Origin of the sequence: Sandarakinorhabdus sp. DWP1-3-1, assembly GCF_049896705.1 — a bacterium.
Classification (GTDB): Bacteria; Pseudomonadota; Alphaproteobacteria; order Sphingomonadales; family Sphingomonadaceae; genus Sandarakinorhabdus.
The window spans coordinates 1,577,946-1,597,745 of sequence record NZ_JAFCUV010000001.1 but is presented as its reverse complement, the minus strand read 5'-3'; the positions used below and the strand labels follow the sequence as shown (position 1 = coordinate 1,597,745).

Annotated in this window: 24 protein-coding genes; 17 read left to right on the top strand and 7 right to left on the bottom strand. The window is 68.7% G+C overall.

The window, feature by feature from the left end:
• Nucleotides 1-49: 49 nt before the first annotated feature.
• The 17 genes from ACP7AI_RS07845 (at nucleotide 50) to ACP7AI_RS07765 (ending at nucleotide 14,046) form a co-directional block, all read left to right on the top strand.
• On the top strand, nucleotides 50-2,719 hold the full coding sequence (locus ACP7AI_RS07845; RefSeq protein WP_426165836.1) for a hypothetical protein: 2,670 nt from the start codon (nucleotides 50-52) through the stop codon (nucleotides 2,717-2,719).
• A gap of 13 nt (nucleotides 2,720-2,732) precedes the next feature.
• Nucleotides 2,733-3,101 carry a hypothetical protein gene (locus ACP7AI_RS07840; protein ID WP_426165834.1) on the top strand — a complete coding sequence of 123 codons (369 nt, stop codon included), beginning with the start codon at nucleotides 2,733-2,735 and terminating at the stop codon, nucleotides 3,099-3,101.
• Between the two features lie 69 nt (nucleotides 3,102-3,170).
• Entirely contained in the window at nucleotides 3,171-3,458 is a 288-nt protein-coding gene (locus ACP7AI_RS07835; protein ID WP_426165832.1) for a hypothetical protein, read from the top strand.
• Nucleotides 3,458-3,976, top strand: a complete 519-nt coding sequence (locus tag ACP7AI_RS07830) for a head-tail connector protein (protein ID WP_426165830.1) — start codon at nucleotides 3,458-3,460, stop codon at nucleotides 3,974-3,976. Before ACP7AI_RS07835 ends, ACP7AI_RS07830 begins: the two co-directional genes overlap by 1 nt.
• A 12-nt stretch (nucleotides 3,977-3,988) precedes the next feature.
• Nucleotides 3,989-4,315, top strand: a complete 327-nt coding sequence (locus ACP7AI_RS07825) for a phage head completion protein (RefSeq protein WP_426165828.1) — start codon at nucleotides 3,989-3,991, stop codon at nucleotides 4,313-4,315.
• Entirely contained in the window at nucleotides 4,312-4,557 is a 246-nt protein-coding gene (locus ACP7AI_RS07820; RefSeq protein WP_426165826.1) for a hypothetical protein, read from the top strand. The genes ACP7AI_RS07825 and ACP7AI_RS07820 overlap by 4 nt, the downstream gene beginning before the upstream one ends.
• Entirely contained in the window at nucleotides 4,554-4,937 is a 384-nt protein-coding gene (locus tag ACP7AI_RS07815; RefSeq protein WP_426165824.1) for a DUF3168 domain-containing protein, read from the top strand. The genes ACP7AI_RS07820 and ACP7AI_RS07815 overlap by 4 nt, the downstream gene beginning before the upstream one ends.
• A gap of 26 nt (nucleotides 4,938-4,963) precedes the next feature.
• Complete coding sequence (locus ACP7AI_RS07810; protein ID WP_426165822.1) at nucleotides 4,964-5,371, top strand: phage major tail protein, TP901-1 family; 408 nt, start codon at nucleotides 4,964-4,966, stop codon at nucleotides 5,369-5,371.
• Nucleotides 5,368-5,676: a GTA-gp10 family protein gene (locus tag ACP7AI_RS07805; protein ID WP_426165820.1), complete on the top strand. Its 309-nt coding sequence runs from the start codon at nucleotides 5,368-5,370 to the stop codon at nucleotides 5,674-5,676. The genes ACP7AI_RS07810 and ACP7AI_RS07805 overlap by 4 nt, the downstream gene beginning before the upstream one ends.
• The gene (locus tag ACP7AI_RS07800) at nucleotides 5,673-5,861 is read left to right on the top strand and encodes a phage tail assembly chaperone (RefSeq protein WP_426165818.1); all 189 of its coding nucleotides are present in this window, start codon (nucleotides 5,673-5,675) and stop codon (nucleotides 5,859-5,861) included. The genes ACP7AI_RS07805 and ACP7AI_RS07800 overlap by 4 nt, the downstream gene beginning before the upstream one ends.
• Entirely contained in the window at nucleotides 5,851-6,432 is a 582-nt protein-coding gene (locus ACP7AI_RS07795; RefSeq protein WP_426165816.1) for a tail tape measure protein, read from the top strand. Before ACP7AI_RS07800 ends, ACP7AI_RS07795 begins: the two co-directional genes overlap by 11 nt.
• The gene (locus ACP7AI_RS07790) at nucleotides 6,432-8,768 is read left to right on the top strand and encodes a phage distal tail protein, Rcc01695 family (RefSeq protein ID WP_426166584.1); all 2,337 of its coding nucleotides are present in this window, start codon (nucleotides 6,432-6,434) and stop codon (nucleotides 8,766-8,768) included. The genes ACP7AI_RS07795 and ACP7AI_RS07790 overlap by 1 nt, the downstream gene beginning before the upstream one ends.
• Before the next feature lie 3 nt (nucleotides 8,769-8,771).
• Nucleotides 8,772-9,608, top strand: coding sequence for a DUF2163 domain-containing protein (locus ACP7AI_RS07785; RefSeq protein ID WP_426165814.1), 837 nt, complete (start codon nucleotides 8,772-8,774; stop codon nucleotides 9,606-9,608).
• A gap of 23 nt (nucleotides 9,609-9,631) precedes the next feature.
• A complete protein-coding gene (locus tag ACP7AI_RS07780; RefSeq protein ID WP_426165812.1) occupies nucleotides 9,632-10,015 on the top strand; it encodes a peptidoglycan endopeptidase in 384 nt (127 codons plus the stop codon).
• Nucleotides 10,015-12,216 carry a phage tail protein gene (locus tag ACP7AI_RS07775; protein ID WP_426165810.1) on the top strand — a complete coding sequence of 734 codons (2,202 nt, stop codon included), beginning with the start codon at nucleotides 10,015-10,017 and terminating at the stop codon, nucleotides 12,214-12,216. Before ACP7AI_RS07780 ends, ACP7AI_RS07775 begins: the two co-directional genes overlap by 1 nt.
• A 17-nt stretch (nucleotides 12,217-12,233) precedes the next feature.
• Nucleotides 12,234-12,725 (top strand): DUF2793 domain-containing protein, encoded by a 492-nt coding sequence (locus tag ACP7AI_RS07770; protein ID WP_426165808.1) that lies wholly within the window; start codon nucleotides 12,234-12,236, stop codon nucleotides 12,723-12,725.
• A gap of 142 nt (nucleotides 12,726-12,867) precedes the next feature.
• Nucleotides 12,868-14,046: an OmpA family protein gene (locus ACP7AI_RS07765; RefSeq protein WP_426165806.1), complete on the top strand. Its 1,179-nt coding sequence runs from the start codon at nucleotides 12,868-12,870 to the stop codon at nucleotides 14,044-14,046.
• 172 nt (nucleotides 14,047-14,218) lie between these two features.
• On the opposite strand, the gene ACP7AI_RS07760 is transcribed toward ACP7AI_RS07765, so the two are convergent.
• From ACP7AI_RS07760 to ACP7AI_RS07730, 7 genes are all read right to left on the bottom strand, one after another.
• Nucleotides 14,219-14,866 carry a hypothetical protein gene (locus ACP7AI_RS07760; RefSeq protein ID WP_426165804.1) on the bottom strand — a complete coding sequence of 216 codons (648 nt, stop codon included), beginning with the start codon at nucleotides 14,864-14,866 and terminating at the stop codon, nucleotides 14,219-14,221.
• A gap of 94 nt (nucleotides 14,867-14,960) precedes the next feature.
• A complete protein-coding gene (locus ACP7AI_RS07755) occupies nucleotides 14,961-15,260 on the bottom strand; it encodes an SCP2 sterol-binding domain-containing protein (RefSeq protein WP_426165802.1) in 300 nt (99 codons plus the stop codon).
• Between the two features lie 82 nt (nucleotides 15,261-15,342).
• Nucleotides 15,343-15,633 carry a hypothetical protein gene (locus ACP7AI_RS07750; RefSeq protein ID WP_426165800.1) on the bottom strand — a complete coding sequence of 97 codons (291 nt, stop codon included), beginning with the start codon at nucleotides 15,631-15,633 and terminating at the stop codon, nucleotides 15,343-15,345.
• Nucleotides 15,634-15,758: 125 nt separating this feature from the next.
• Entirely contained in the window at nucleotides 15,759-16,424 is a 666-nt protein-coding gene (gene lipB / locus ACP7AI_RS07745) for a lipoyl(octanoyl) transferase LipB (RefSeq protein ID WP_426165798.1), read from the bottom strand.
• Nucleotides 16,421-17,551 (bottom strand): epoxide hydrolase family protein, encoded by a 1,131-nt coding sequence (locus tag ACP7AI_RS07740; protein ID WP_426165796.1) that lies wholly within the window; start codon nucleotides 17,549-17,551, stop codon nucleotides 16,421-16,423. The genes lipB and ACP7AI_RS07740 overlap by 4 nt, the downstream gene beginning before the upstream one ends.
• A complete protein-coding gene (locus ACP7AI_RS07735) occupies nucleotides 17,548-19,197 on the bottom strand; it encodes a GMC family oxidoreductase (RefSeq protein ID WP_426165794.1) in 1,650 nt (549 codons plus the stop codon). The genes ACP7AI_RS07740 and ACP7AI_RS07735 overlap by 4 nt, the downstream gene beginning before the upstream one ends.
• A gap of 81 nt (nucleotides 19,198-19,278) precedes the next feature.
• On the bottom strand, nucleotides 19,279-19,800 hold the full coding sequence (locus ACP7AI_RS07730; protein ID WP_426165792.1) for a GNAT family N-acetyltransferase: 522 nt from the start codon (nucleotides 19,798-19,800) through the stop codon (nucleotides 19,279-19,281).

Below are 19,800 nucleotides of genomic sequence, written 5' to 3'. Positions count from 1 at the left end.
GCACCCCCGGCGCCGCCGCTTTTCCTGCAACAACGATGAGGGGCGCCCCATGGCGATCACTGCCGCTTCGGTGGAAACCAACGGCTGGGTGCTGCGGCTGGTCGTCACCGGCGGCCTCGGCAGCTTTGCGAGCTATGCGCTCGATCCCGACGGCACGCCGCGGGTTGGCCTGTCGGCGGGCCATGCCGGCTTCATGGCATCGGGCGGTGTCGCGATCCCAAGCGTCCACAGCCGCACGCTGATCGGCACCAAGCCGCTGCGCAAGCCGGCGAACTGGAACGGCACCGGGCTCGATCCGTCGGTCATCGACGAGGTCGATCTGGGCGGCGGCAGCATCGCGGTGCGGATCGCGCTGTCGGAATATGCCTATGCGACCGACACGCTCGGTCCGCTGGCGGTGCTTGCCGGGTGGCGCAGCGGCGAGGCGGCGGCGAGCGGCATCGCGGTCGCCAACAACAGCAGCATCGCGGCGCCGTTGCCGATCATGCGCTGGGCGCGCCCCTCCTATGACATCGTCAACGGCAGTTTCCGGCTGTCGCTGCTGGTCGCGTCGCATCATCCGCTGGGGTTCACACCGGTGGCGGCGGTGAAGTTCACGGCGACCGACGGTACGAACACCAAAACAGTGTGGACGACGGCGCTCGACACCGACCACGACCATGGCGACAATCTGCGCTGCTATACGGTGACCATCGACCCGGCGACGGCGACGGCGTTGACAGCCGGGCTGCTCCGCTGCGATGCCGAGGTCTACCCGTGGCTCGGCGCGATGCGGTCGACCGATCCGGCCGGCACGCGGTCGATGGCGGCGCTGGGCACGGCGGGCATCGGCGCGGCGGCAGCGATACCCTTTGTCATCGGCTATGATCCGGCGGGAACGCGCTACGGCGGGCGCTTCATCTATGTGAACCCGGCGTCGACGCAGACGACCAGCAACGCGACGATGGTCAAGTCGTCGCTGGCGGCGGCGAAGGCCGAACCGCTATCGAACCAGCCGGGCAATCTGCAGACCGCGTTCAACGCCATCTACAATCTTAATCGCAGCCAGGCCGCGGCCAATGGCCAGGCGGCATCGGCGCGCGCCGGCGATGGCATCACCATCGTGCTGGCGGCCGGCATCAATGTGTCGTCGACATCGAACGCGGTGCTGGGCGTCACCACCGCCGATGTGCCGATCCGCGTCATCGGTGATCCCGACAATGCCAACCCGAGGGACAATTGCATCCTGCGTGGCCCGGGTGCGTCGAACGGCGGCCGGGTGGGCAGCGGGCTGAAGGTCAGGCTGGCCAATCTCACCGTGCAGGGCACCGCCCTGGGCGTGGTCAGCGGCGGTACCGGCAGCAATTTCTGGTACGATAACGTGATTTTCAAGGCCGCGCCGGGCTATGAGGGCACGACCGGCTCGCCGACCACCGCGGTTACCCATGTCGCGATGACGAGGGTGAAATCGAGCCAGAACAGCTGGCGCCCCTATGTTTCGATGCTGATGCGCAGTTGCGCCTTTTCGAGCCAGATCGCCTGCCCGGCGATCATCCGCCAACGCTACATCAGTGCCGAGGAAGACGGCTATATCAGCACGTCGCGCACCGAGGCGGCGATGGTGGCGCATGCCACGGGCACGAACCCCGCCGGGCTTTCGGAAGACACGATCGTGGCCTTCAGCGACTTTCGTTCGTTGCGGGGTCGCGGCCGGCAGGGCAACCCGACCGCCAGCGCCGCGGCGGCCGGCACGCCCAACCCGTCGCTGCGCCGGATGCTGTGGCTGAACAACATCTTCGAAAAGATCGGGCCGACTCCCGACGCGCCCTTTTATGCGCTGGGCGAGGACGAGAGCCTGACGATGAGCTACAACATCATCGAGGGAAACACCTTCGTCGGCGACCGCTGCAACAGTTTCTATTCCGATCCGCTGCCGACGACGGTGGCGGAGACGAACAGCCAGCGCAACCAGGCCTATGTCAATCGGTTCGCCAACAACTACCTCAACTGGCAACCATCGAAACACGATACATTCCAGGACGGCACCACGGCCGGACTGCGCGGCAACGGCGATGGCTATCGCCCGCAGATGGTCGAGGCCTGGTCCTATCTCTACGCGGTCAACCATGAAGCGACCGCCGAGGGCAGTGCGGCCGGTTCGGCGTTCGGCATGGAATTCTACGGGCTGAGGGCGCTGAAGGACGCGGTCGTTCCGGCAACCTGGTTCACGCTCGACCGGTCGGCCAACACCGGCGGCAGCGGCGGTGGCGACTATCGACCGCCGGCGGGAAGCCCGCTGCTTGGCCGCATCATGGGCGCCAACAGCGATCGCGATTTCGCCGACGCGCCACGCGTGCCCAGCGGTGCCTCCGGCGCGCTGGAAGCGATCGGTGGCGCGGTCGGGCTCGTCCCCGCCGGCAGCCTGCACGATCATCGGGCGGCGGCGGCCTTGGCCGGCTGGAACGGTGCGCTGGCGCCCGCCGACGGCCATCATGCGGTGCGCGCCGGCAGCCCCGGGCTGTCGTGGTCGGCGATGCTGCAGGCTGGCGCCGCACGATCGACATTTGGTGGCGCCGGGCCGGCGCTGTCGAGCGGGCCAGTGCTGCTGTCGCCCGATGCGAGCTGGCTCGACTTCGGCGATCTGCCGGCGGTGCTGCTGGTTCCTGCCGGCATCCCGGGCACGATCCGCACGCTCCGGGTGGGCGGCGACGAGCGCACGATCGTGGTGAAGTTCAACTGAAGGGAGTTCCGACATGGCGAAATTTGCAAGCAACGACGTGCTCGACGGCAGCCTCAACATCGTCAGGGCCGCGACCCGGATGGTCGCGGTCAGCGGCCAGCCGGCAAGCTATGCTGCCGCCGACAGCGGCCGCCTGGCCGAGGCCCCGCTGACGACCGGCGACTTCACGCTGGCCCCCGGCGACATCTCGGGCCGCAAGGTCGGCATCGCGCCGAAATCCGGGCTGGCGGTCATCGCGGCAGGCACCGCCGACCATGTCGCGCTGCTCGATGCCGCCACCGCGCGGCTGCTGTATGTGACGACCTGCCCGGCCCAGGCGCTGGCGCCCGGCGGCACAGTCAACATCGCCGCCTGGAGCGTCGAAATCGGCGCGCCGGCCTGATCGCAGCCTGATGAAGCCCCGGCTGCCGCTGGCGACAGCGGCGGCCGGCCCCATCCGAGGGAGGGCAGCATGACGATTTTCCTGAAGGATCCCGGCGCCACGCTCGACTATGCGGTCGACTGGTCGGCGGGCTATCTGTCCGACCCCGCCGTCACCATCGCGACGTCGACCTGGCGGGTCGATCCCGCCGACGCCGGCGGGTTGCTCGCCACGGACGGACGGATCGAGGCGGGGCGCACGATTGTCACGCTGGCCGCTGGCGTGCCGGGACGGCTTTACCAGATCACCAACAAGGTGACATTTTCCGACGGCGGCAGCGATGAACGCCTGCTTGCCGTGCGCGTGGAGGACCGCTGATGACGGGCGAAACGGCCCCGGGGCCGATGGCGGTGAGCCTGGCCGAGTGCAAGGCGCAGCTGCGACTGGAGCGGGATGACGAGGACGGCACGATTGCCGGCTTCATCCGCACCGCGATGGCGCTGTGCGAGGCGTTTACCGGCCAATGGCTGATCACGCGGGACGGTCGCCAGCGGCTGGTCTGCAACGGCGGCTGGCAACGGATAACGGCGTGCCCGGTGGTGGCTTTCGACGGTGTCGAAAGTGCCGGCGTGGCGCTGGCGAGCGACACCTATGAGCCCGACGTCGACGCCGCCGGCAACGGCTGGATACGGTTGCTTGCCGATGTCGAGGCGCCGGTGGCGCTGTTCCGCGCCGGGCTCGGGGACGACTGGAACGCCGTGCCCGAGCCGCTGCGGCAGGGCCTGGTCCGGCTCGTCGTGCATTTGTTCACCCACCGCGATGCCGCCGACGCCGGCCCGCCGCCGGCGGCGGTCACGGCGATGTGGCGCCCCTGGCGCCGGATGCGGCTCAACTAAAGGGTTTTTATCATGGTCGACGAACTGGCCGGCGCGCTCAACCAGCGCGTCGCGATCGAGACATGGGTTGCGGCCCGCGACGATGCCGGCGCCGATGCCGGCCATTGGCAGGCGCGGGGCCCGGCCTATGCGGCGGTGGTACCCGACGGCGGCGGCGGCGTCGCCGGCGAGGCGCGACGCTCGCTGCGACGCTGGCAGGTGACGCTGCGGGCGCCGGCGGTCGTGTCGCTGACCTCGCGGCTTATCTGGAACGGCCGCTATCTGGCGGTGCTGGCGATCGAGACCGATCCGCGCCTGCCGGACCGGGTGCGGCTGCGCTGCGAAGGTCGGGACGCATGAGCGAGCCCACCTGGCGCGCGGCGGCGGCGGTGGCTGGCGCAGCGGGGACGCAGTTGGCGCGAGCGCGGGCAACGGCGCTGGCGGCCGAGATTGCCGCAGTGTTTCCGGAGATTGCAGCGATCGCCGCCGACGACCGGGTCGAATTGCGCGCGCCGGCCTTGCGGGCGCGGCTGTTCGGCACGCGGCGGCAGCCGCCGGACCTGCGGCTGGCAATCATGGTCACGGAAGGGAGTCGGCGATGAGCGCGAGCCTGGCAGTCCAGCGCATGGTGGCGGCGGCGCTGGCGGCGGTGCCGGGCATCACCGGGGTCCATGACGGCCCGCCGGTCGATGCCGTCTCGCCCTATCTGGTCATCGGGGCCGATGTCGTCACCGACTGGAGCACCAAGACCGAGACCGGGCACGAGCATCGCATCGGGGTGACAGCCTGGGTCGAGGGACCGGCCGCGGCATCGGCGAAGGCGATCATCGGCGCTGTCGAAACCGCGTTGGCGGGGCTGGCGGGGACACGCGACGGCCATCGGCTGGTGTCGGTGCGGCTGCTGCGCAGCCTGGTGCTGACCGATCCCGAGGGCTGGTCGCAGGGCATCATCGAGTTTCGGCTGCGGACGGTCGCTGCCTGATTTCAATCTGTTGAAAGGATTTCGACATGGCCATGGAAAAGGGCAGCGCCTTCCTGTTGAAGATCGGCGACGGCGCGGCGCCACCGGTGTTCACCACCGTCGCCGGGCTGCGCACGACGCAGATGACAGTGAATGCCGAAACGGTGGTCGTGACCAACCAGGGCAGCGGTGGCTGGCGCGAGCTGCTGTCGGGCGCCGGGGTGCGGTCGGTCTCGCTGAGCGGGGCGGGGGTGTTCACCGGATCGGCAGCCGAGGCGCGGATCAAGGCCAATGCGCTGGCCGGACAGGTCGACGATTATCGCATCAGTTTCGAAAGCGGCGACACGGTGACGGGGCGCTTCCTGATCACCCGGCTGGATTATGCCGGCGATTTCAATGGCGAACGCACCTACACGCTGGCGCTGGAAAGCTCCGGCGCCGTGGTGACGGCGTGACGGCGAACGCTGTGCGCGGCGAGGCGACGCTGGTCATCGGCGGCGCGACGCTGCGGCTGCGGCCGAGCTTTGCCGCGCTGGTCGCTGCCGAGGCCGAGCTGGGGCCATTGTTCGCGCTGGTCGAGCGGGCCGCCGCCGGTGGGCTGACGCTGACCGAGCTCGCCGGGCTGTTCTGGCATTGCCTCGACGCGGTGCCGGCGACGCTGAGCCGTGCGGAGTTCAGCGACGCGCTGGTCGCCGGCGGGCTGGCGACGGCAACGCCGGCGCTGCGGGTTTTGCTCGGCCAGGTGCTGGCGGGGCGATGAATTTTGCGCTGGCGGCGCTGCGCGCGGCGCGGATCGCGGCGGGCGCGCTCGGCTGGCGACCCGATGATTTCTGGGCGGCGACGCCGGCGGACCTGCGCAACGCGCTCGGGCTCGATGATGTCGGGGAGCCGGCGGACGGCAGCCTGTTGTCGCAATTGATGGAGAGTTTCCCCGATGATCGGTGATGAAACCAATCTGGATACGCTGGTGATCGGCGTACGCGCCGACACCAGCGGCTTTCTCGCCGGTGTCGCCGAGATGCGGCGCGAGCTCGACGGCCCGCTGGCGCAGGGGGCGGAGCGTGCCGGCGGCAGCATCGAACGCGCGCTGGCGCGAGCGGCGATCACCGGCAAGTTCGGTTTCGAGGATCTGCGCCGGGTGGCGCTGAATGCGCTCGCCGACATCGCCACGAGCGCGCTGCGCAGCGACATCGGCGCGCTGTTCGGCGGCGGCAGCGGCGGCAGCGGCCTGTTCGGGGCGATCGGTGCCGGGATCGGCAGCCTGTTCGGCGCGCCGGGCCGCGCCATCGGTGGCCCGGTCAGCGGCGGCCGGCCCTATCTGGTCGGCGAACGCGGACCCGAGCTGTTCGTGCCGGCCGGCGCCGGCCGGGTCGAAACCGGGGTACCCGGACGCGGCGCCGTCAACGTGACCGTCAACGTTGCGGCACCGCGCGAGGCGTCGCCGGCGCTGATGCGGCAGACCGGCGCCCAGGTCGCGCGCGCCGTGCGCCAGGCGATGGCAAGGGTCGACGCATGATGCGGCACTGGCTGGCGACCGCCGCCGACCAGCAGCGGCACCAATGGATCAAGCGCTTCGATCCGCGCTATTGGACGGTCGACTTCCCGCGGCCGATGATGGCGGCGGTGACGACGGTCGGCGCCGATGCGGTCGCGGTCGATGTCACCTTCCTGCGCCGCAACGACCTCGCCGGGCTGATCTGGGAATCGGCGGACCGCTGGAGCCATCCGCTGCTCGCCTATGAGACGGCGCGGGATTATCGCGGCACGACGCTGGCGTTTCGCTGGCAGTCGACGGGGGCGGTGCAGCCGCTCGACGCGGTCGACGGCCCGGTGCTGACCATCGAGGGCGAGGATGCGGGCGGCGTGGCGCGCAGCTGGTATGTGCGGCTGTGGAACCATGCGGTCGGGATCGGCAGCGATGCCGCGGTGCGGCTGGATTTCGACGCGCTGGCGGGCGGGTTCCTGTTGCCGGACGAGGCCGATCCGGTGTGGCCGCGGGCGATCGAGCGGATGTTCATCTCGCTGGTCCCGCCGGGCCATGACGGCAGCGATGCGCCGCTGGCGGAGCCGGTTTCGGGCCGGGTGACGATCAGCGATATCCGCTGCGACGGGCCGAGATCGATGCTGCGCGCCGGTGACGCGCTGCTGCCGCCGCATGCCTTGCGGATCTGCAGCGGCTATGACGACAGCTACAACCAGACGCCCGAGCGGCTGGTCGAGGCGATGTTCGCGCTCGGCTATCGCGGCTCGCTTGTGCACTACGTCGGCATGAGCCACTTCCCGGGGCTGCGGTGGGATGCGGGGGAAGCGGCCTATCTTGCCGACCCGGCGGTGCCGGTCTGCGCACCGGCGGCGGCGTGGCATGCGGATTTCATCGCGCGGGCGGTGGCGCTCGGCTTTGCGCCGATCATGTCGCTGTCGTTCGAGCTGCTCGACCAGCATTGCCCGGCGGCGTGGGCGCAGCGCAGCACAGGGGGCACGCGGGCGCTGACCGGCTATGTGCCGCCGTCGACGCTGCTGTCGCCCGCCAACGGCACGGCGATGGCCTGGCTGCATTCGGCGGCGGTGGCGCTGGTCGGCATTGCCGTAGCGGCCGGGGCGGCGCCGCGCTTCCAGATCGGCGAGCCATGGTGGTGGGTCGGGCCCGACCATGTGCCATGCCTTTACGATGCGGCGACCAAGGCACGCTACCTTGCCGATAGGGGCGAGGTGCCGCCGGCGATCACGGACATTCGCGCGGTCGCGACAGCGGCGGAGCGCAATTGGCTGGACTGGTGCGGCGCGCTGCTCGGCACGGCGACGCTGGCGCTGCGCGATGCGGTGACGGCCGCCGCGCCTGGGGCCGAGACGCTACTGTTGTTCTATGCGCCACAGGTGCTGAATGCCGCGGCGCCGGAGCTGATCCGGGCCAATCTGCCACTGGCTTGGGCCTCACCGGCCTTCGATGTGCTGCAGTTGGAAGACTATGATTTCGTCACCTCGGGCGACTTCGGCGGCCAGGCGCGGGCGCGATCGGTGGTGCAGGACCGGCTCGGCTATCCGGTGGCGCAGCAGCATTATTTTTCCGGCTTCGCGACCGCCGCCGGTGACTGGCCGGCCATCGCCGATGCGGCAGCGGTCGCGATGGCGCGCGGTGTCGCCGAAACTTTCGTCTGGGCTTGGCCGCAGGTCGCCCGCTTCGGCTTCACGGCCTTTCGCATCGACAGCGACGGAGATATCGCGATGATCGCCTTTCACGACGTGCTGTTTCCGCTCGAGCTCGGCTATGGCGCCACCGGCGGGCCGGAGTTTTCGACCCAGGTCGTCGTCACCGGCTCCGGCCATGAACAGCGCAACAGCCAGTGGAGCAACGCCCGGCAATATTATGACGCGGGGCTCGGCATAAGGTCGGAGGCCGACCTGAGCGCCCTGATCGCGTTCTTTCGCGCGCGACGCGGGCAGGCGCATGGCTTTCGCTTCACCGACCCGCTCGACAACAGCACGGCGTCAGGTGGTGAGGGGGTGTCGGCGCTCGACCAGGTGATCGGCACCGGAGACGGCGGCAGGACACGCTTTGCACTGATGAAGACGTATGGCGACACTGACACGCTGCAGTCCCGCCGCATCAGCCGGCCGCTGGCCGAGAGCGTGCGTATCGCGGTCGACGGCAACGTCCGGTTCAGCGGTTGGACACTCGCACCCGGCGGCAATGTCGATTTCGAGGCGGCGCCGGCCGCCGGGGCGGTCATCACCGCGGGATTCCGCTTCGATGTGCCGGTGCGCTTTGCGACCGATCGCATCGATGTGTCGATCGCCGGCTGGCGCGCCGGCGAGCTGCCGTCGGTACCGCTTGTCGAAATGCGGGAGGATTGAACGATGCCTGATGCAGGACTCGGCGCGCGGCTGGCTGCGGAGCTGACCGCCCTGGCGCTGTGCTGGCGGATCGTGCGGCCGGATGGGGTGGCGCTGGGCTTCACGACACATGACCGGCCACTCGCGATCGGCGGGATGATTTACGACAGTGCGCCGGGCATGGCGCCGTCGGCGGTGGCGAGCAGCGACGGGCTCGACATCGATACGATGGACGTCGCCGGCGCCCTGAGCGCCGATGCGATCACCGCGGCGGACCTGGCCGCGGGTCGCTTCGACGGTGCCGCGGTCGAGCTGTTCCTCATCGACTGGCAGGCGCCTGACGAAGGTCGGCAGCTGCTGGCGCGCGGCACGCTGGGCACGATCGAGACCGGCACCGGGCCCGACCGGGGCTTTTCGGCGACCCTGCGCGGTCCGACGGCGGCACTGGCGAGCACGCGCATCGAAAGCTGTTCGCCCGAGTGCCGTGCCGAACTGGGCGATCGGCGCTGCCGGGTCGACATGCGCGGGCGGTGGGTGCGGTGGGTGGTCCTCGAGGGTGACGGCGAGCGGGTGCGCTTCGACGGGATCGATGCCGTTCGGGCCGGGGACTTCATCGAGGGACGGGTGCGCGTGGTATCGGGGGATGGTGCCGGCATCGAGCGCCGGGCGATTGCTGCCGATGACGACTGGCTGGTCCTGGACGAGGCGCTGATGCTGGCGCCAGGGACCGCAGTCGCGTTGCGGGAAGGCTGTGACAAGCGCTTTGTCACCTGCGTCGAACGCTTCGCCAACGCCGCCAATTTTCGTGGCGAACCGCATGTGCCCGGCGGGGACGTGCTGACCCGGTTTCCGGGCCTGTGACCTCGGCACCCGCATCGGCCGTCGTGGCTGCGGCCCGGGCCTGCGTCGGCACGCGCTTTCGGCCGCAGGGGCGGACGCCGGGGCTCGGGCTGGATTGCGTCGGGGTCGTGCTCCATGCGGCGCGGGCCGCCGGGGTCGTGCCGGTGGCGGTGCCGGCCTATGCCTTGTCAGGCGAGACGGCCGGCATGCTTGTTGCGGCGCTGGCCGATGCCGGCTGCCGTGTCGTGCCGTGTGCAGCGGCGGGCGACATCCTGGTGCTCGCCCCGGCGGCGCGGCAGCGCCATCTCGCCATCGTGACGCCGGCTGGTGCCGTCCATGCCCATGCCGGCCTTGGCCGCGTCGTCGAGGGCCCGATCGATGCCGGCTGGACGCTGATCGGCGTCTGGCGCCTGCCTGGAGACTGTTGATGGCGACACTCGTTCTCGGCACTGTCGGCCGCATCTTCGGCGGACCGCTCGGCGGCCTGATCGGCACCTTCGTCGGCGGCGCGGTTGACCGCGCCGTATTCGGCGGCGGCGGCAAGGCGCGCGAGGTCGGCCGCATCGGCAATCTGGCCATCCAGAGCGCCGCCTATGGTGAACCTATCCCGTTCATCGCCGGCCGCATGCGCAGCGCCGGCAACCTGGTCTGGACCAGCGGCGTCGCCGAGACCGCGACCCGCAGCGGTGGCGGCAAGCGTGGGCCGTCGACGACCAACTACAGCTATTCGGCATCCTTTGCCGTGGCGCTGGCCGGCCGCGAGATCGTCGGCGTCGAGCGCATCTGGGCCGATGGCAAGTTGATCCGCGATGCCGCCGGCGTCTTCACCACGCCGATCATCATGCGCCTGCACTGCGGCAGCGAGGGCCAGGACGTGGACCCGCTTATCGCTGCTGCCGAAGGCGCGGGCGGCACTCCGGCCTATCGCGGCACCGCCTATGCCGTGTTCGAGGACCTGCCGCTCGGCGACTACGGCAACCGCATTCCCAACCTGACCTTTGAAATCGTCGCTGACGCCGCCGGCGGGTCGGTCGCCGCGACGGCGATCACGGCGCTCGGCACTGTCGACGGGCGACCGCGGGTCGGCGTTTCGGGGGAATTGCCCGATATCGCCGGGTTCCATGCCGGCCGCAGCGGCAGCAGCGCCGACGCGCTGGCGCCGCTGGTCGAGATGGCATCGGCGACCCTTGCCGCCGGTCAGGCCATGGAGGTCCGTGGCGCGGGAGGCGGGGTGACCGAAATCCCGGCAGCCGATTGCGACAGTTCCGGTGCATTGGGGACGTCGGCGCGCGAGCGGCGCCGGCGGCTGGGCGGCGAAGGCCTGGTCGGCGCCGTCGAGGTGGCATTCTACGACACCAGCCGCGATTACCAGATCGGCCTGCAACGCAGCCGCCGCGATGTCGCGGGCCGCCTGGAGCAGCAGTCGTTCGCTGCCGCAATGGCGCCGCAAGAGGCCAAGGCGCTGGCGGCACGACTGCTGACCGCCAATCGGGCCGCGCGGGTGCGCGCCACGGTGCGGCTGCCCTGGCGCCATCTGGGGCTCGGCGCCGGTGACCTGGTTCGGATCGACGACGACGCGACGGTCTGGCGGGTCCGCGAGTTGCGGTTCGAGCAGTTCGTGATGGCGCTCGACCTCGAGCGGGTCGAGGCGCTGACGCAGCCGGTGCGGGCCGTCGATGGCGGGCGCGTGCTGGTTTTTGACGATGGGGCAAGCGGCCCGACCGAGCTCCAGCTGCTCGACCTGCCCGGCCTTCCGGGCGAAGTGCCCGTGCTGCCGCGCTTATGGGTCGCCGCGGCGGGTGTAGCACCGGGCTGGCGGCGTGCGGGCATCGAGGCGAGCGGCGACGATGGTGCCAGCTATGCGGCCATCGGCGTGGTGGAGGGCGGGGTGCCGATGGGTGTCGCGATCGGCGCGCTGACGCCCGGCCCGGCGCAGCGCTGGGACCGATTTTCGAGCGTCGACGTGCGCCTGCTGTCCGAACGCGATTGGCTCGAACCCCGTTCGCAACTGTCGGTCCTCGCCGGCAGCAACCTTGCACTGATAGGCGACGAGATCATCCAGTTTTCCGAGGTCGAGCCGCTGCCGGACCGCGTGTTCCGACTGTCGGGACTGTTGCGCGGCCGCCGCGGCACAGAGGCAGCCATCGGAGGCCATACCGCGGGCGAGCGCTTCGTGCTGCTCGATGCGGCGGCGCTGCTGCCCTTCGATCCGCCGCTGGAGGCGATCGGCCGGCGCTATGCCGTCAGGCCCATCGGTGCCGGCGACGGCGAGACGCCGCCGACCAGCGGCGGCGCCGCCGGGCGGGCGCTACTGCCGCTGGCGCCGGTGCATCTGCGACTGGTCGCAGCAGGCGACGCGGTGCATGCAACCTGGATTCGCCGCAGCCGCGCCGGGTTCGGCTGGTCGGACTGTGTCGACGCGCCGCTCGGCGAGGCAATCGAGGCCTATGCTGTGGCCGTCTCGCTCGATGGCCGCCCCGTCCGCGACATCGTCACCGGGGTGCCGACCTACACCTATGGCGCCGCCGATCGGATTGCGGACGGCGGCGGGGCTGTCGTCACGATCGCCGTCCGGCAGTTGAGCAGCAGCGTCGGACCCGGACCCGCAGCGACCGCGACAATCCTCTGACATCGGAGACCATCGACATGGACGAGACCCCCCGCCATCGGCTGCCGTTGCTCAGTGCCGGCCAGGCCCAGAAGGAAATCACCCATAATGAGGCGCTGACCGTTATCGATCGACTGTTGCAGGTCGGTGTCGCGACGCGCGGCCTTGGTTCCCCGCCGGGGAGCCCGACACCGGGACTGAGCTACATCGTCGACAGTCCGGCATCGGGGATCTGGACAGGGCAGGAGGGCAAGCTTGCCAGCCATGACGGCTTCGGCTGGATTTTCACGGATCCGGTTCGCGGCTGCCTTGCCTGGATCGTCGACGAGGGTGTGTTTTCGGTGTTCGACGGCGCCTGGTCGACAGGGGGCTGGCCGGCATCCGGCCTTGCCATCGGCGGTCGGCAGGTGCTGGCGGCGCCGGCCGTGGTGGTTGCGCCGCCGACCGGTGGCGCCGTCGTCGATGCCGAAGCGCGCGCGGCGCTTGCGGCATTGATCGCGGCGCTGCAAGGTCAGGCTATCATCCTCTGAAGGCTGAAGGAGCGCACCTTTCCCCTTTCGACTGTTGCTCAGGGGTCACACCTTGTCGCAATCGCCTCTTGCACCTGTCCGATTGGCTGGGGTAGAGCGTTCAGGCAGTTCGAGAGAAACACGGAGTTGAAAGGGGATGACAATGCGTAAGATTGCTGTCGCAGTGGCGCTTGCCACTACAGCGCTTGCTGGGCCGGCCTTGGCCCGAGATAAGTCTTGGTACGTTGGTGCCGAAGCTGGTGCCACTCTGGTCCAGAACGAGCTTTTCGACATCACCCGTCCGGGTGCAGGCGGGACCGTCGTCGAAGACGGCATTCGTGCCCGCCACGAGATCGGCTATGATGTCGGTGGCAATATCGGTTATGATTTCGGCTTCTTCCGCGCCGAATTCGAAGTTGCGTACAAGGACACCAACCTTGACGTCGTGACGATCGAGCAAGCCATTCCCGCCATCCGCCTGTCGCAGGGCAACATCGCCGTCCCCGCGCTCGGCGTGAACACCGACGCCGCAGACGGCAACGCTCGCGTGCTTTCGTTCATGGCCAACGGCCTGTTCGATTTCGGCGGCCAGGGCAGCGACGTCGGCGGCTTCATCGGCGGTGGTGCCGGTATCGCTCGTGTCCAGCACGCGCAGTACCAGACCGCGAAGTTCGGCAACACGTTCATCGACGACAGCGACACGGGCTTTGCCTGGCAGGTCCTGGCCGGCGTCTACAAGCCGATCACCGACCATGTCGACATTGGCTTGAAGTATCGTTTCTTCAACGTGCCCAACGTGAACACCTTCACGACCAATGGCCTGGAGACCGAAACGCGTTATCGCAGCCACAGCCTCATGCTGACGCTGGCGTATAACTTCTTCGAACCCGAAGCGCCGCCGCCGCCGCCGCCGGCTCCCACGCCTGCTCCGGCCCCTGCGCCGCTGCCGCCGTGCCCGCCTGCTGCGGTCACGCCGGGTCCGTTCCTGGTCTTCTTCGATTGGGATCGTTCGCTGATCACGGCTGAAGCCGCCCAGATCCTCGACCGGGCTGCCGAGCAGTATGCCGCGACTGGCCAGACCAGCGTTGCGCTTGCCGGTCACGCCGACAAGTCGGGCAAGGACGACTACAACGTTCGCCTGTCGCAGCGTCGCGCCGACGCCGTTAAGGCTTATCTGGCCACCAAGGGTGTGCCCGATACGTCGATCGTCACCGAAGCCTTCGGCGAAAGCCGTCCGCTGGTCGATACCGCCGATGGTGTGCGCGAACCGCAGAACCGTCGCGTGGAAATCACCTTCAGCGGTGCTCCGGCACAGTCGACCGGCCCCTGCACTCCGCAGTAAGGCTGGCCAACGTCAGGAATTGGGGCCGCTCCTTCGGGAGCGGCCCTTTTTCTTTGTCCGAACGACATCGCGGCTTGGCTTCGGCTCCGCCCGACACGAAAAACCCGCCTGTGGTAACAGGCGGGTCGGTCGTGTCAGTTGTCATGTGGCGCCCGCGAGCACCAGGGAGCCGTCAGGGCTCCGTGATCGGGTCGATGACCAGCAGTTCCATCGGCACCAGGGCCAGCGCCGGGGACAACGGCTGTTCGTTCAGTGCACTGCGGGTTTCCCCGCTGAGCCGCAACGCCGCAGCGCCCAGTTTCCCCCTCGGGATCGCAAGCGCCTCGCGGCCCACCCGGCCGGCGGCCTCGCAGAACTTGTACTGCGCATCGAGCGTCGAATAGCTGTTGTAGGTCCGTGTCGTATATTGATCGAAGCTGTTGGCCGCACGCGCACCGTCGTAGCGACGGAAATGCGCCACCATCGTGGCCTGCGCCCGGGTCAGTTCCTCGCCATGGTGCCGCAACAGGTCGTTATAGTTCTTGACGGTCGAAAGGAACGGCGAGAACTGGCACTGCAATGCGGCGACGTTCAAGGCGGCGCGGACGTTCCAAACCGCATTGGCCTCGGTTTCCACGGGTGTCGGGTTGCGGAGCACAACGACCTTCGGAACCATGAAGCCCATCGGCTTCGGCGGCTCGACCGGCACTGGCACAGGGGGCTTGGCTGCCGGTTTCACGGTGGGCCGGCTTGCCTTTGCCGGCGACTTTTTCGGGGCGGCAAGGGCCGGCTGGCCGCCGGCCAGTACGACGAGGGCGATCGTAAGCGGTAAGCGACGCATCATGCTTTCCCCAGGGACAGGGTGACGGGCGCACCGGGCACGGCATGGCCATGCCCGGTGCGGTTGATCAGGTCACATCTGTCCCACGAATTGTTCAGCCCAGGATGCTGCCGAGCTGCAGCGCGACCGACATGTCGCCGTCGATCTTCAGCTTGCCCATCATGAATGCCATCTGGGCATTCTGCTTGCCGCTGGCGATGTCCATGAAATCGGCCATCGAAACCTTGACGGTGCAATCGACCGGCGCATCCTCGTTATCGACGATGGCGGGCGAGACCTTGTCGTCGATCCGGACCAGGCCGTCGTCGCCGAAATCGAATTTCACCGACTTCTTGAAATTGCCGCCGGCACCGATGCGGCTCTTCATCTGCTCGGTAATCGCTTCCAGGCTCATTATCGTTCCTTCCCCAACTTCAACAAAAAAAGGGCCGCCTCGCGGCGGCCCTTTCCTAACTTACGCAGCGACGATGTCGAGCTTACTTCTGCTCGGTCGTCGAGGTTTCCGTCGTCGTCGTCGTCGTCGACGTGGCGTCGACGGCGGGAGCGGCGGCGTCGGCAGCGCCGGCGGCCGGAGCAGTCGCCATGGCGTCCGAAGTGGTGGCATCGGCGGCAGGAGCCATGGTGTCGGCCGGAGCAACCGTCTCGGTGGTCGTCGAGGTTTCGGTCGTGGTGCTGGTTTCAGCAGCCTTTTCGCCGCAGGCAGCGACGAACATGGCAACGCCGGCAACGAGGGCGGCGGTCTTCAGCTTCGAAACGATATCAGCCATTGTAAAACTCCTTTTGGTGAATCCCGGGACCCAGGACGAGTTGGGTCGGTTCAGCCCTTATCCCCCAACCGAGGTAGACATTAGCAGAATTTCCGTTCCCCTCAAGCGCCATGATGACTTTGCTGTCACGAAGATGAAATCGAGCGGTTTTCGGGTGCAAGCGCGGCCAACATCGACGGCAGGTGCGCCCCCAAGGCACGGTCGATGGTGGCCAGATTGCCGCTGCGGCCGAGCGCCGTGAGGCTGATCACCGGTTCCGCCAGCCCGCACGGGACGATGCCGTTGAAATGCGCCAGGTCGGGCGCGACGTTGATCGCCAGCCCATGGTAGCTGACCCAGCGGCGCACCCTGACCCCGATGGCGGCGATCTTCGCCGCTCCGGCGGCGGTGTCGACCCAGACGCCGACCTTGCCGTCGATGGTCCGGCCCGTGGCCCCATGATCGGCGAGAGCGGCGATGATCCAGCCCTCCAGTGCCGCGATGAAACGCCGGATGTCGCGCCCGCGCCGATCGAGGTCGAGCATGACATAGACCACCCGCTGGCCGGGGCCGTGGTAGGTGTAGCGCCCGCCGCGGCCGGTGGCGAAGACCGGGAAGCGATCCGGGGCCAGCAGGTCGGCGGCTTCGGCGCTGGTGCCGGCAGTGTAGAGCGGCGGATGCTCGACCAGCCAGACCAGTTCCCGCGCGGTGCCGGTACGGATCGCGGCGACGCGCGCCTCCATCGCGGCGACGGCCTCGGGGTAATCGAGCAGCCCCGGCTCGACCCGCCATTCGGGCGTGGCATCGATCACAAGCCGGCGACAAAGGCCCTGAGGTCGGCCAGGAACAGCTCGGGTTCCTCCATGCTGGCGAAATGGCCGCCGCGCGGCATGTCGGTCCAATGGACGACATTGTAGCCGCGCTCGACCATCGCCCGCGGCGGAAACGCCAGCAGGTCACGCGGGAAGGCGGCGACCCCCGTCGGTGTCTCGATGCGCCGGCCCTCGGGGATCGCGAAGCCACCTTCGAGAAACATGCCGCGATAAATCCATGTCGCCGTCAGGAAACTGCGGGTCGTCAGATAGATCATGATGTTGGTCAGCATCTGGTCATGGCTGAACGGTGGATCGTCGGACTGGCCCGGCACGTCGGACCAGCCGACGAACTTCTCGGCGAACCAGGCGGCGACCCCCATCGGCGAATCCATCATGGCGAAACCCAGGCTCTGCGGCTTGGTGCCTTGCAGTTGCAGGTAGGCGGTTTCGGTATCGCGGGTGACCAGCGCTTTCTGCAGCCAGGCACCGTCCTCGGGCGTCCGGGGGCTCATGTCCGCCGGGCGCAGTCCAAAGCCGCTGAGGTGGATCGCCGATACCGTGCTGCTGTCCAGCCCGATCCAGCCGCCGATGACACAGCCCCAGTCGCCGCCCTGATAGACATAATCGTCATAGCCGAGCCGGGACATCAGCGTGTCGTACAGCCCGGCAACGGCGCGCGGCCCCATCGGGTTCTTTGGCCGGTCCGACCAGGCATAGCCCGGCAGCGATGGCGCCACGACATGGAACGCCGGCTGCGTCGGGTCTTCGGGCTCGGCCAGCCGCTCGATGATCGCGTCGAACTCCAGGATCGACCCCGGCCAGCCATGAGCGATCAGCAGCGGCCGCGCGTCGACCCGAGACGAGCGCCGATGGATCGCATGCAGCCGGTAACCGTCGCCGACATCGACCCGCACCTGGGGATGGCGATTGAGCCGGGCGACAGCGGCCGGCCAGTCGAAGCTGTCGAGCCAGTAGCGGCGCAACGTTTCCATATAGGCGCGATTGGCGCCATGCGCCCAACCGGCGTTCTCGGGCTCCTCGAAAAACCGGAACGCCTCGACCCGATCCCGAATCCACGCGACTTCGGCCTCGTTGACCGGAATCTCGAACGGCGTGGCGGTCACGCCGCCAGCCCCAGCTTGCGTTCGAGCGTACGGCGCTCGGCGATCAGGTCGGCCGCCTTTTCGGCGATCATGATCGTCGGGGCATTGGTGTTGCCCGAAACGAGATAGGGCATGACCGAGGCGTCGACGACGCGCAGTCCCTCGACGCCGTTGACGCGCAGCCGGCCGTCGACCACCGCCGCCTCATCGGCGCCCATCCGGCAGGTGCCGACCGGGTGGTAGATGGTTTCGCCCCATTCGCGCATCGCGGCGACGACGGCGTCGCGTCCGGTCACCGCGGCGCCGGGCCAGACCTCGGACTTGCGATAGGCATCGAAGGCGGGCTGGGCACCGATCCGCCGGGCCATCTCGACGCCGCGGTACAGCGTCTCGACATCTTCCGGCGCCGTCAGATAGCGCGGGTCGATCGCCGGAAAGGCCAGCGGATCGGGGGACGTCAGCCGCACGGTGCCGCGGCTTTCGGGCCGCAACTGGCAGATGTGCATCTGATAGCCATGGACCGGGCTCATCTTGCCGCGCCCGTGCGGCTGGCCGCGATACGGCATGAAATGGATCTGCAGGTCGGGCGCCGCCAGGCCCTCGCGGCTCGACAGGAAGGCCCCGCTCGGCGTCGGCATGTGTGCGCCATTGCCGGTCTTGCCGAACACCCAGCCGCTGAGGGCCCGCATCTTGGCAACAAAGCTGGCATTGCCGTTGAGGGTCACCGCCTGGGTGCAATCCCATTGCACGATCATGTCGAGGTGATCCTGCAGATTGCCGCCGACATCGGCGCTGTCGTGAACGACCGGGATGCCCATCGCCTGCAGATGCGCGGCCGGGCCGATGCCCGACAGCATCAGCAGCTGCGGGGAATTGACCGCGCCGCCGCACAGGATGGTTTCGCGAGCCCGCGCGGTTTCGGTGCGACCGGCGCGCCGATAGCTGATGCCTATGGCGCGGCGCCCTTCGAAATCGACCTTGTCGACCTGGATGCCGGTGCGGATTTCGAGGTTCGGCCGTGCCTTCACCGCCGCCGTCAGATAGCCCTTGGCGGCCGAAAAACGGCTGCCCTCCTTGATCGTCGCATCATAGAAACCGGCGCCTTCGAACTGCGGGCCGTTGAAGTCGTCGGTGCGCGGATAGCCGGCCTGGCTCGCCGCCTCGAGGAAAGTGGCGTTGAGCGGATTGGGCAACGCGCCTTTGCGCGACGTGTGCAGCGGTCCGCCGACGCCGTGGAATTCGTCCGACCCGCGCTCGCTGTCCTCCGCCTTGCGGAAATAGGGCAGCACGTCCTGCCAGCCCCAGCCGGTCAGCCCCAGTTGCGCCCAGCGGTCGTAATCGCTCGAATGGCCGCGGATATAGACCATGCCGTTGATCGACGACGAGCCGCCGAGCACCCGGCCGCGCGGCCAGTACAGCGGTCGGTTGTTCATCTCGGTCTGCGGCACCGTCCAGAAACCCCAGTCGAACGGGCTGGTCTTTTCGGGCGGGATGATCTGGGCGATGCCGCCGGGCATCTGGATCATCATGCTGTTGTCCTTGCCGCCGGCCTCGATCAACAGCACCCTTGTGCCGGGATCGGCCGACAGCCGGTTGGCGAGCACGCAGCCCGCCGATCCGGCGCCGACGATGATGAAGTCCCATTGCTCCGTGCCAGCTCTTGCCACCGGCATTCTCCCCAATTGACGTTTGCGTCAGCCTAGCCGAGCCAAGCTCCCGCGCAAACCGGGCAATATGTCAGGCGCGTGTCAGACGGGCACGATCAGCCAGCGGAATACCGCCCCGTTCCAGGTGAAATTGCTGCTGTCGCCGATGACGACGTCGCGTGTGCCGGGATGCGAGCGGATGCAGCGTTCCCAGAATGCGCGTGCAGCGACGTTCTCGCGCATCACCGCCGCCTCCCAGCGGCCGGGCCAGCGGTCGAAGATCGCATGCGCCGCAGCGGTGCCGACGCCGGCCCGGCGATATTTCCGCACGACGAAATATTCGGCGATGTTGCGGTCGACCGGTGCGCGGCCGTGGGGGCTGGCGTTGAGCAAGGCGAAACCCGCCAGCCGGCCATCGACGCGCAGCAGCAGCGGTACATGGTCGGGCATGCCGTCCCACCAGCGATCGAGCGGGATATCGACGACATAGCGGCCGTCGCCGGCGAGATCGCTGCGCGGCGTGCCGGCGTAAAGCTCCGAAAAGTCGTGGATATAGAGCTGGACCAGATTGTCGACGACCGGGCGTTCGGCCGCTGTCGCGATGTCGACCGACAGCCCGCGCAT

Bases quoted from the DNA above. Each gene is read 5' to 3' on its own strand.
- ACP7AI_RS07800 (WP_426165818.1), top strand. From the start codon at position 5,673: ATGAATTTTGCGCTGGCGGCGCTGCGCGCGGCGCGGATCGCGGCGGGC.
- ACP7AI_RS07810 (WP_426165822.1), top strand. From the start codon at position 4,964: ATGGCCATGGAAAAGGGCAGCGCCTTCCTGTTGAAGATCGGCGACGGC.
- ACP7AI_RS07835 (WP_426165832.1), top strand. From the start codon at position 3,171: ATGACGATTTTCCTGAAGGATCCCGGCGCCACGCTCGACTATGCGGTC.
- ACP7AI_RS07840 (WP_426165834.1), top strand. From the start codon at position 2,733: ATGGCGAAATTTGCAAGCAACGACGTGCTCGACGGCAGCCTCAACATC.
- ACP7AI_RS07750 (WP_426165800.1), bottom strand. From the start codon at position 15,633: ATGGCTGATATCGTTTCGAAGCTGAAGACCGCCGCCCTCGTTGCCGGC.
- ACP7AI_RS07755 (WP_426165802.1), bottom strand. From the start codon at position 15,260: ATGAGCCTGGAAGCGATTACCGAGCAGATGAAGAGCCGCATCGGTGCC.
- ACP7AI_RS07815 (WP_426165824.1), top strand. From the start codon at position 4,554: ATGAGCGCGAGCCTGGCAGTCCAGCGCATGGTGGCGGCGGCGCTGGCG.
- ACP7AI_RS07760 (WP_426165804.1), bottom strand. From the start codon at position 14,866: ATGCGTCGCTTACCGCTTACGATCGCCCTCGTCGTACTGGCCGGCGGC.
- ACP7AI_RS07730 (WP_426165792.1), bottom strand. From the start codon at position 19,800: ATGCGCGGGCTGTCGGTCGACATCGCGACAGCGGCCGAACGCCCGGTC.
- ACP7AI_RS07795 (WP_426165816.1), top strand. From the start codon at position 5,851: ATGATCGGTGATGAAACCAATCTGGATACGCTGGTGATCGGCGTACGC.
- ACP7AI_RS07825 (WP_426165828.1), top strand. From the start codon at position 3,989: ATGGTCGACGAACTGGCCGGCGCGCTCAACCAGCGCGTCGCGATCGAG.
- ACP7AI_RS07820 (WP_426165826.1), top strand. From the start codon at position 4,312: ATGAGCGAGCCCACCTGGCGCGCGGCGGCGGCGGTGGCTGGCGCAGCG.
- ACP7AI_RS07785 (WP_426165814.1), top strand. From the start codon at position 8,772: ATGCCTGATGCAGGACTCGGCGCGCGGCTGGCTGCGGAGCTGACCGCC.
- ACP7AI_RS07765 (WP_426165806.1), top strand. From the start codon at position 12,868: ATGCGTAAGATTGCTGTCGCAGTGGCGCTTGCCACTACAGCGCTTGCT.
- ACP7AI_RS07845 (WP_426165836.1), top strand. From the start codon at position 50: ATGGCGATCACTGCCGCTTCGGTGGAAACCAACGGCTGGGTGCTGCGG.
- ACP7AI_RS07775 (WP_426165810.1), top strand. From the start codon at position 10,015: ATGGCGACACTCGTTCTCGGCACTGTCGGCCGCATCTTCGGCGGACCG.
- ACP7AI_RS07770 (WP_426165808.1), top strand. From the start codon at position 12,234: ATGGACGAGACCCCCCGCCATCGGCTGCCGTTGCTCAGTGCCGGCCAG.
- ACP7AI_RS07830 (WP_426165830.1), top strand. From the start codon at position 3,458: ATGACGGGCGAAACGGCCCCGGGGCCGATGGCGGTGAGCCTGGCCGAG.
- ACP7AI_RS07790 (WP_426166584.1), top strand. From the start codon at position 6,432: ATGCGGCACTGGCTGGCGACCGCCGCCGACCAGCAGCGGCACCAATGG.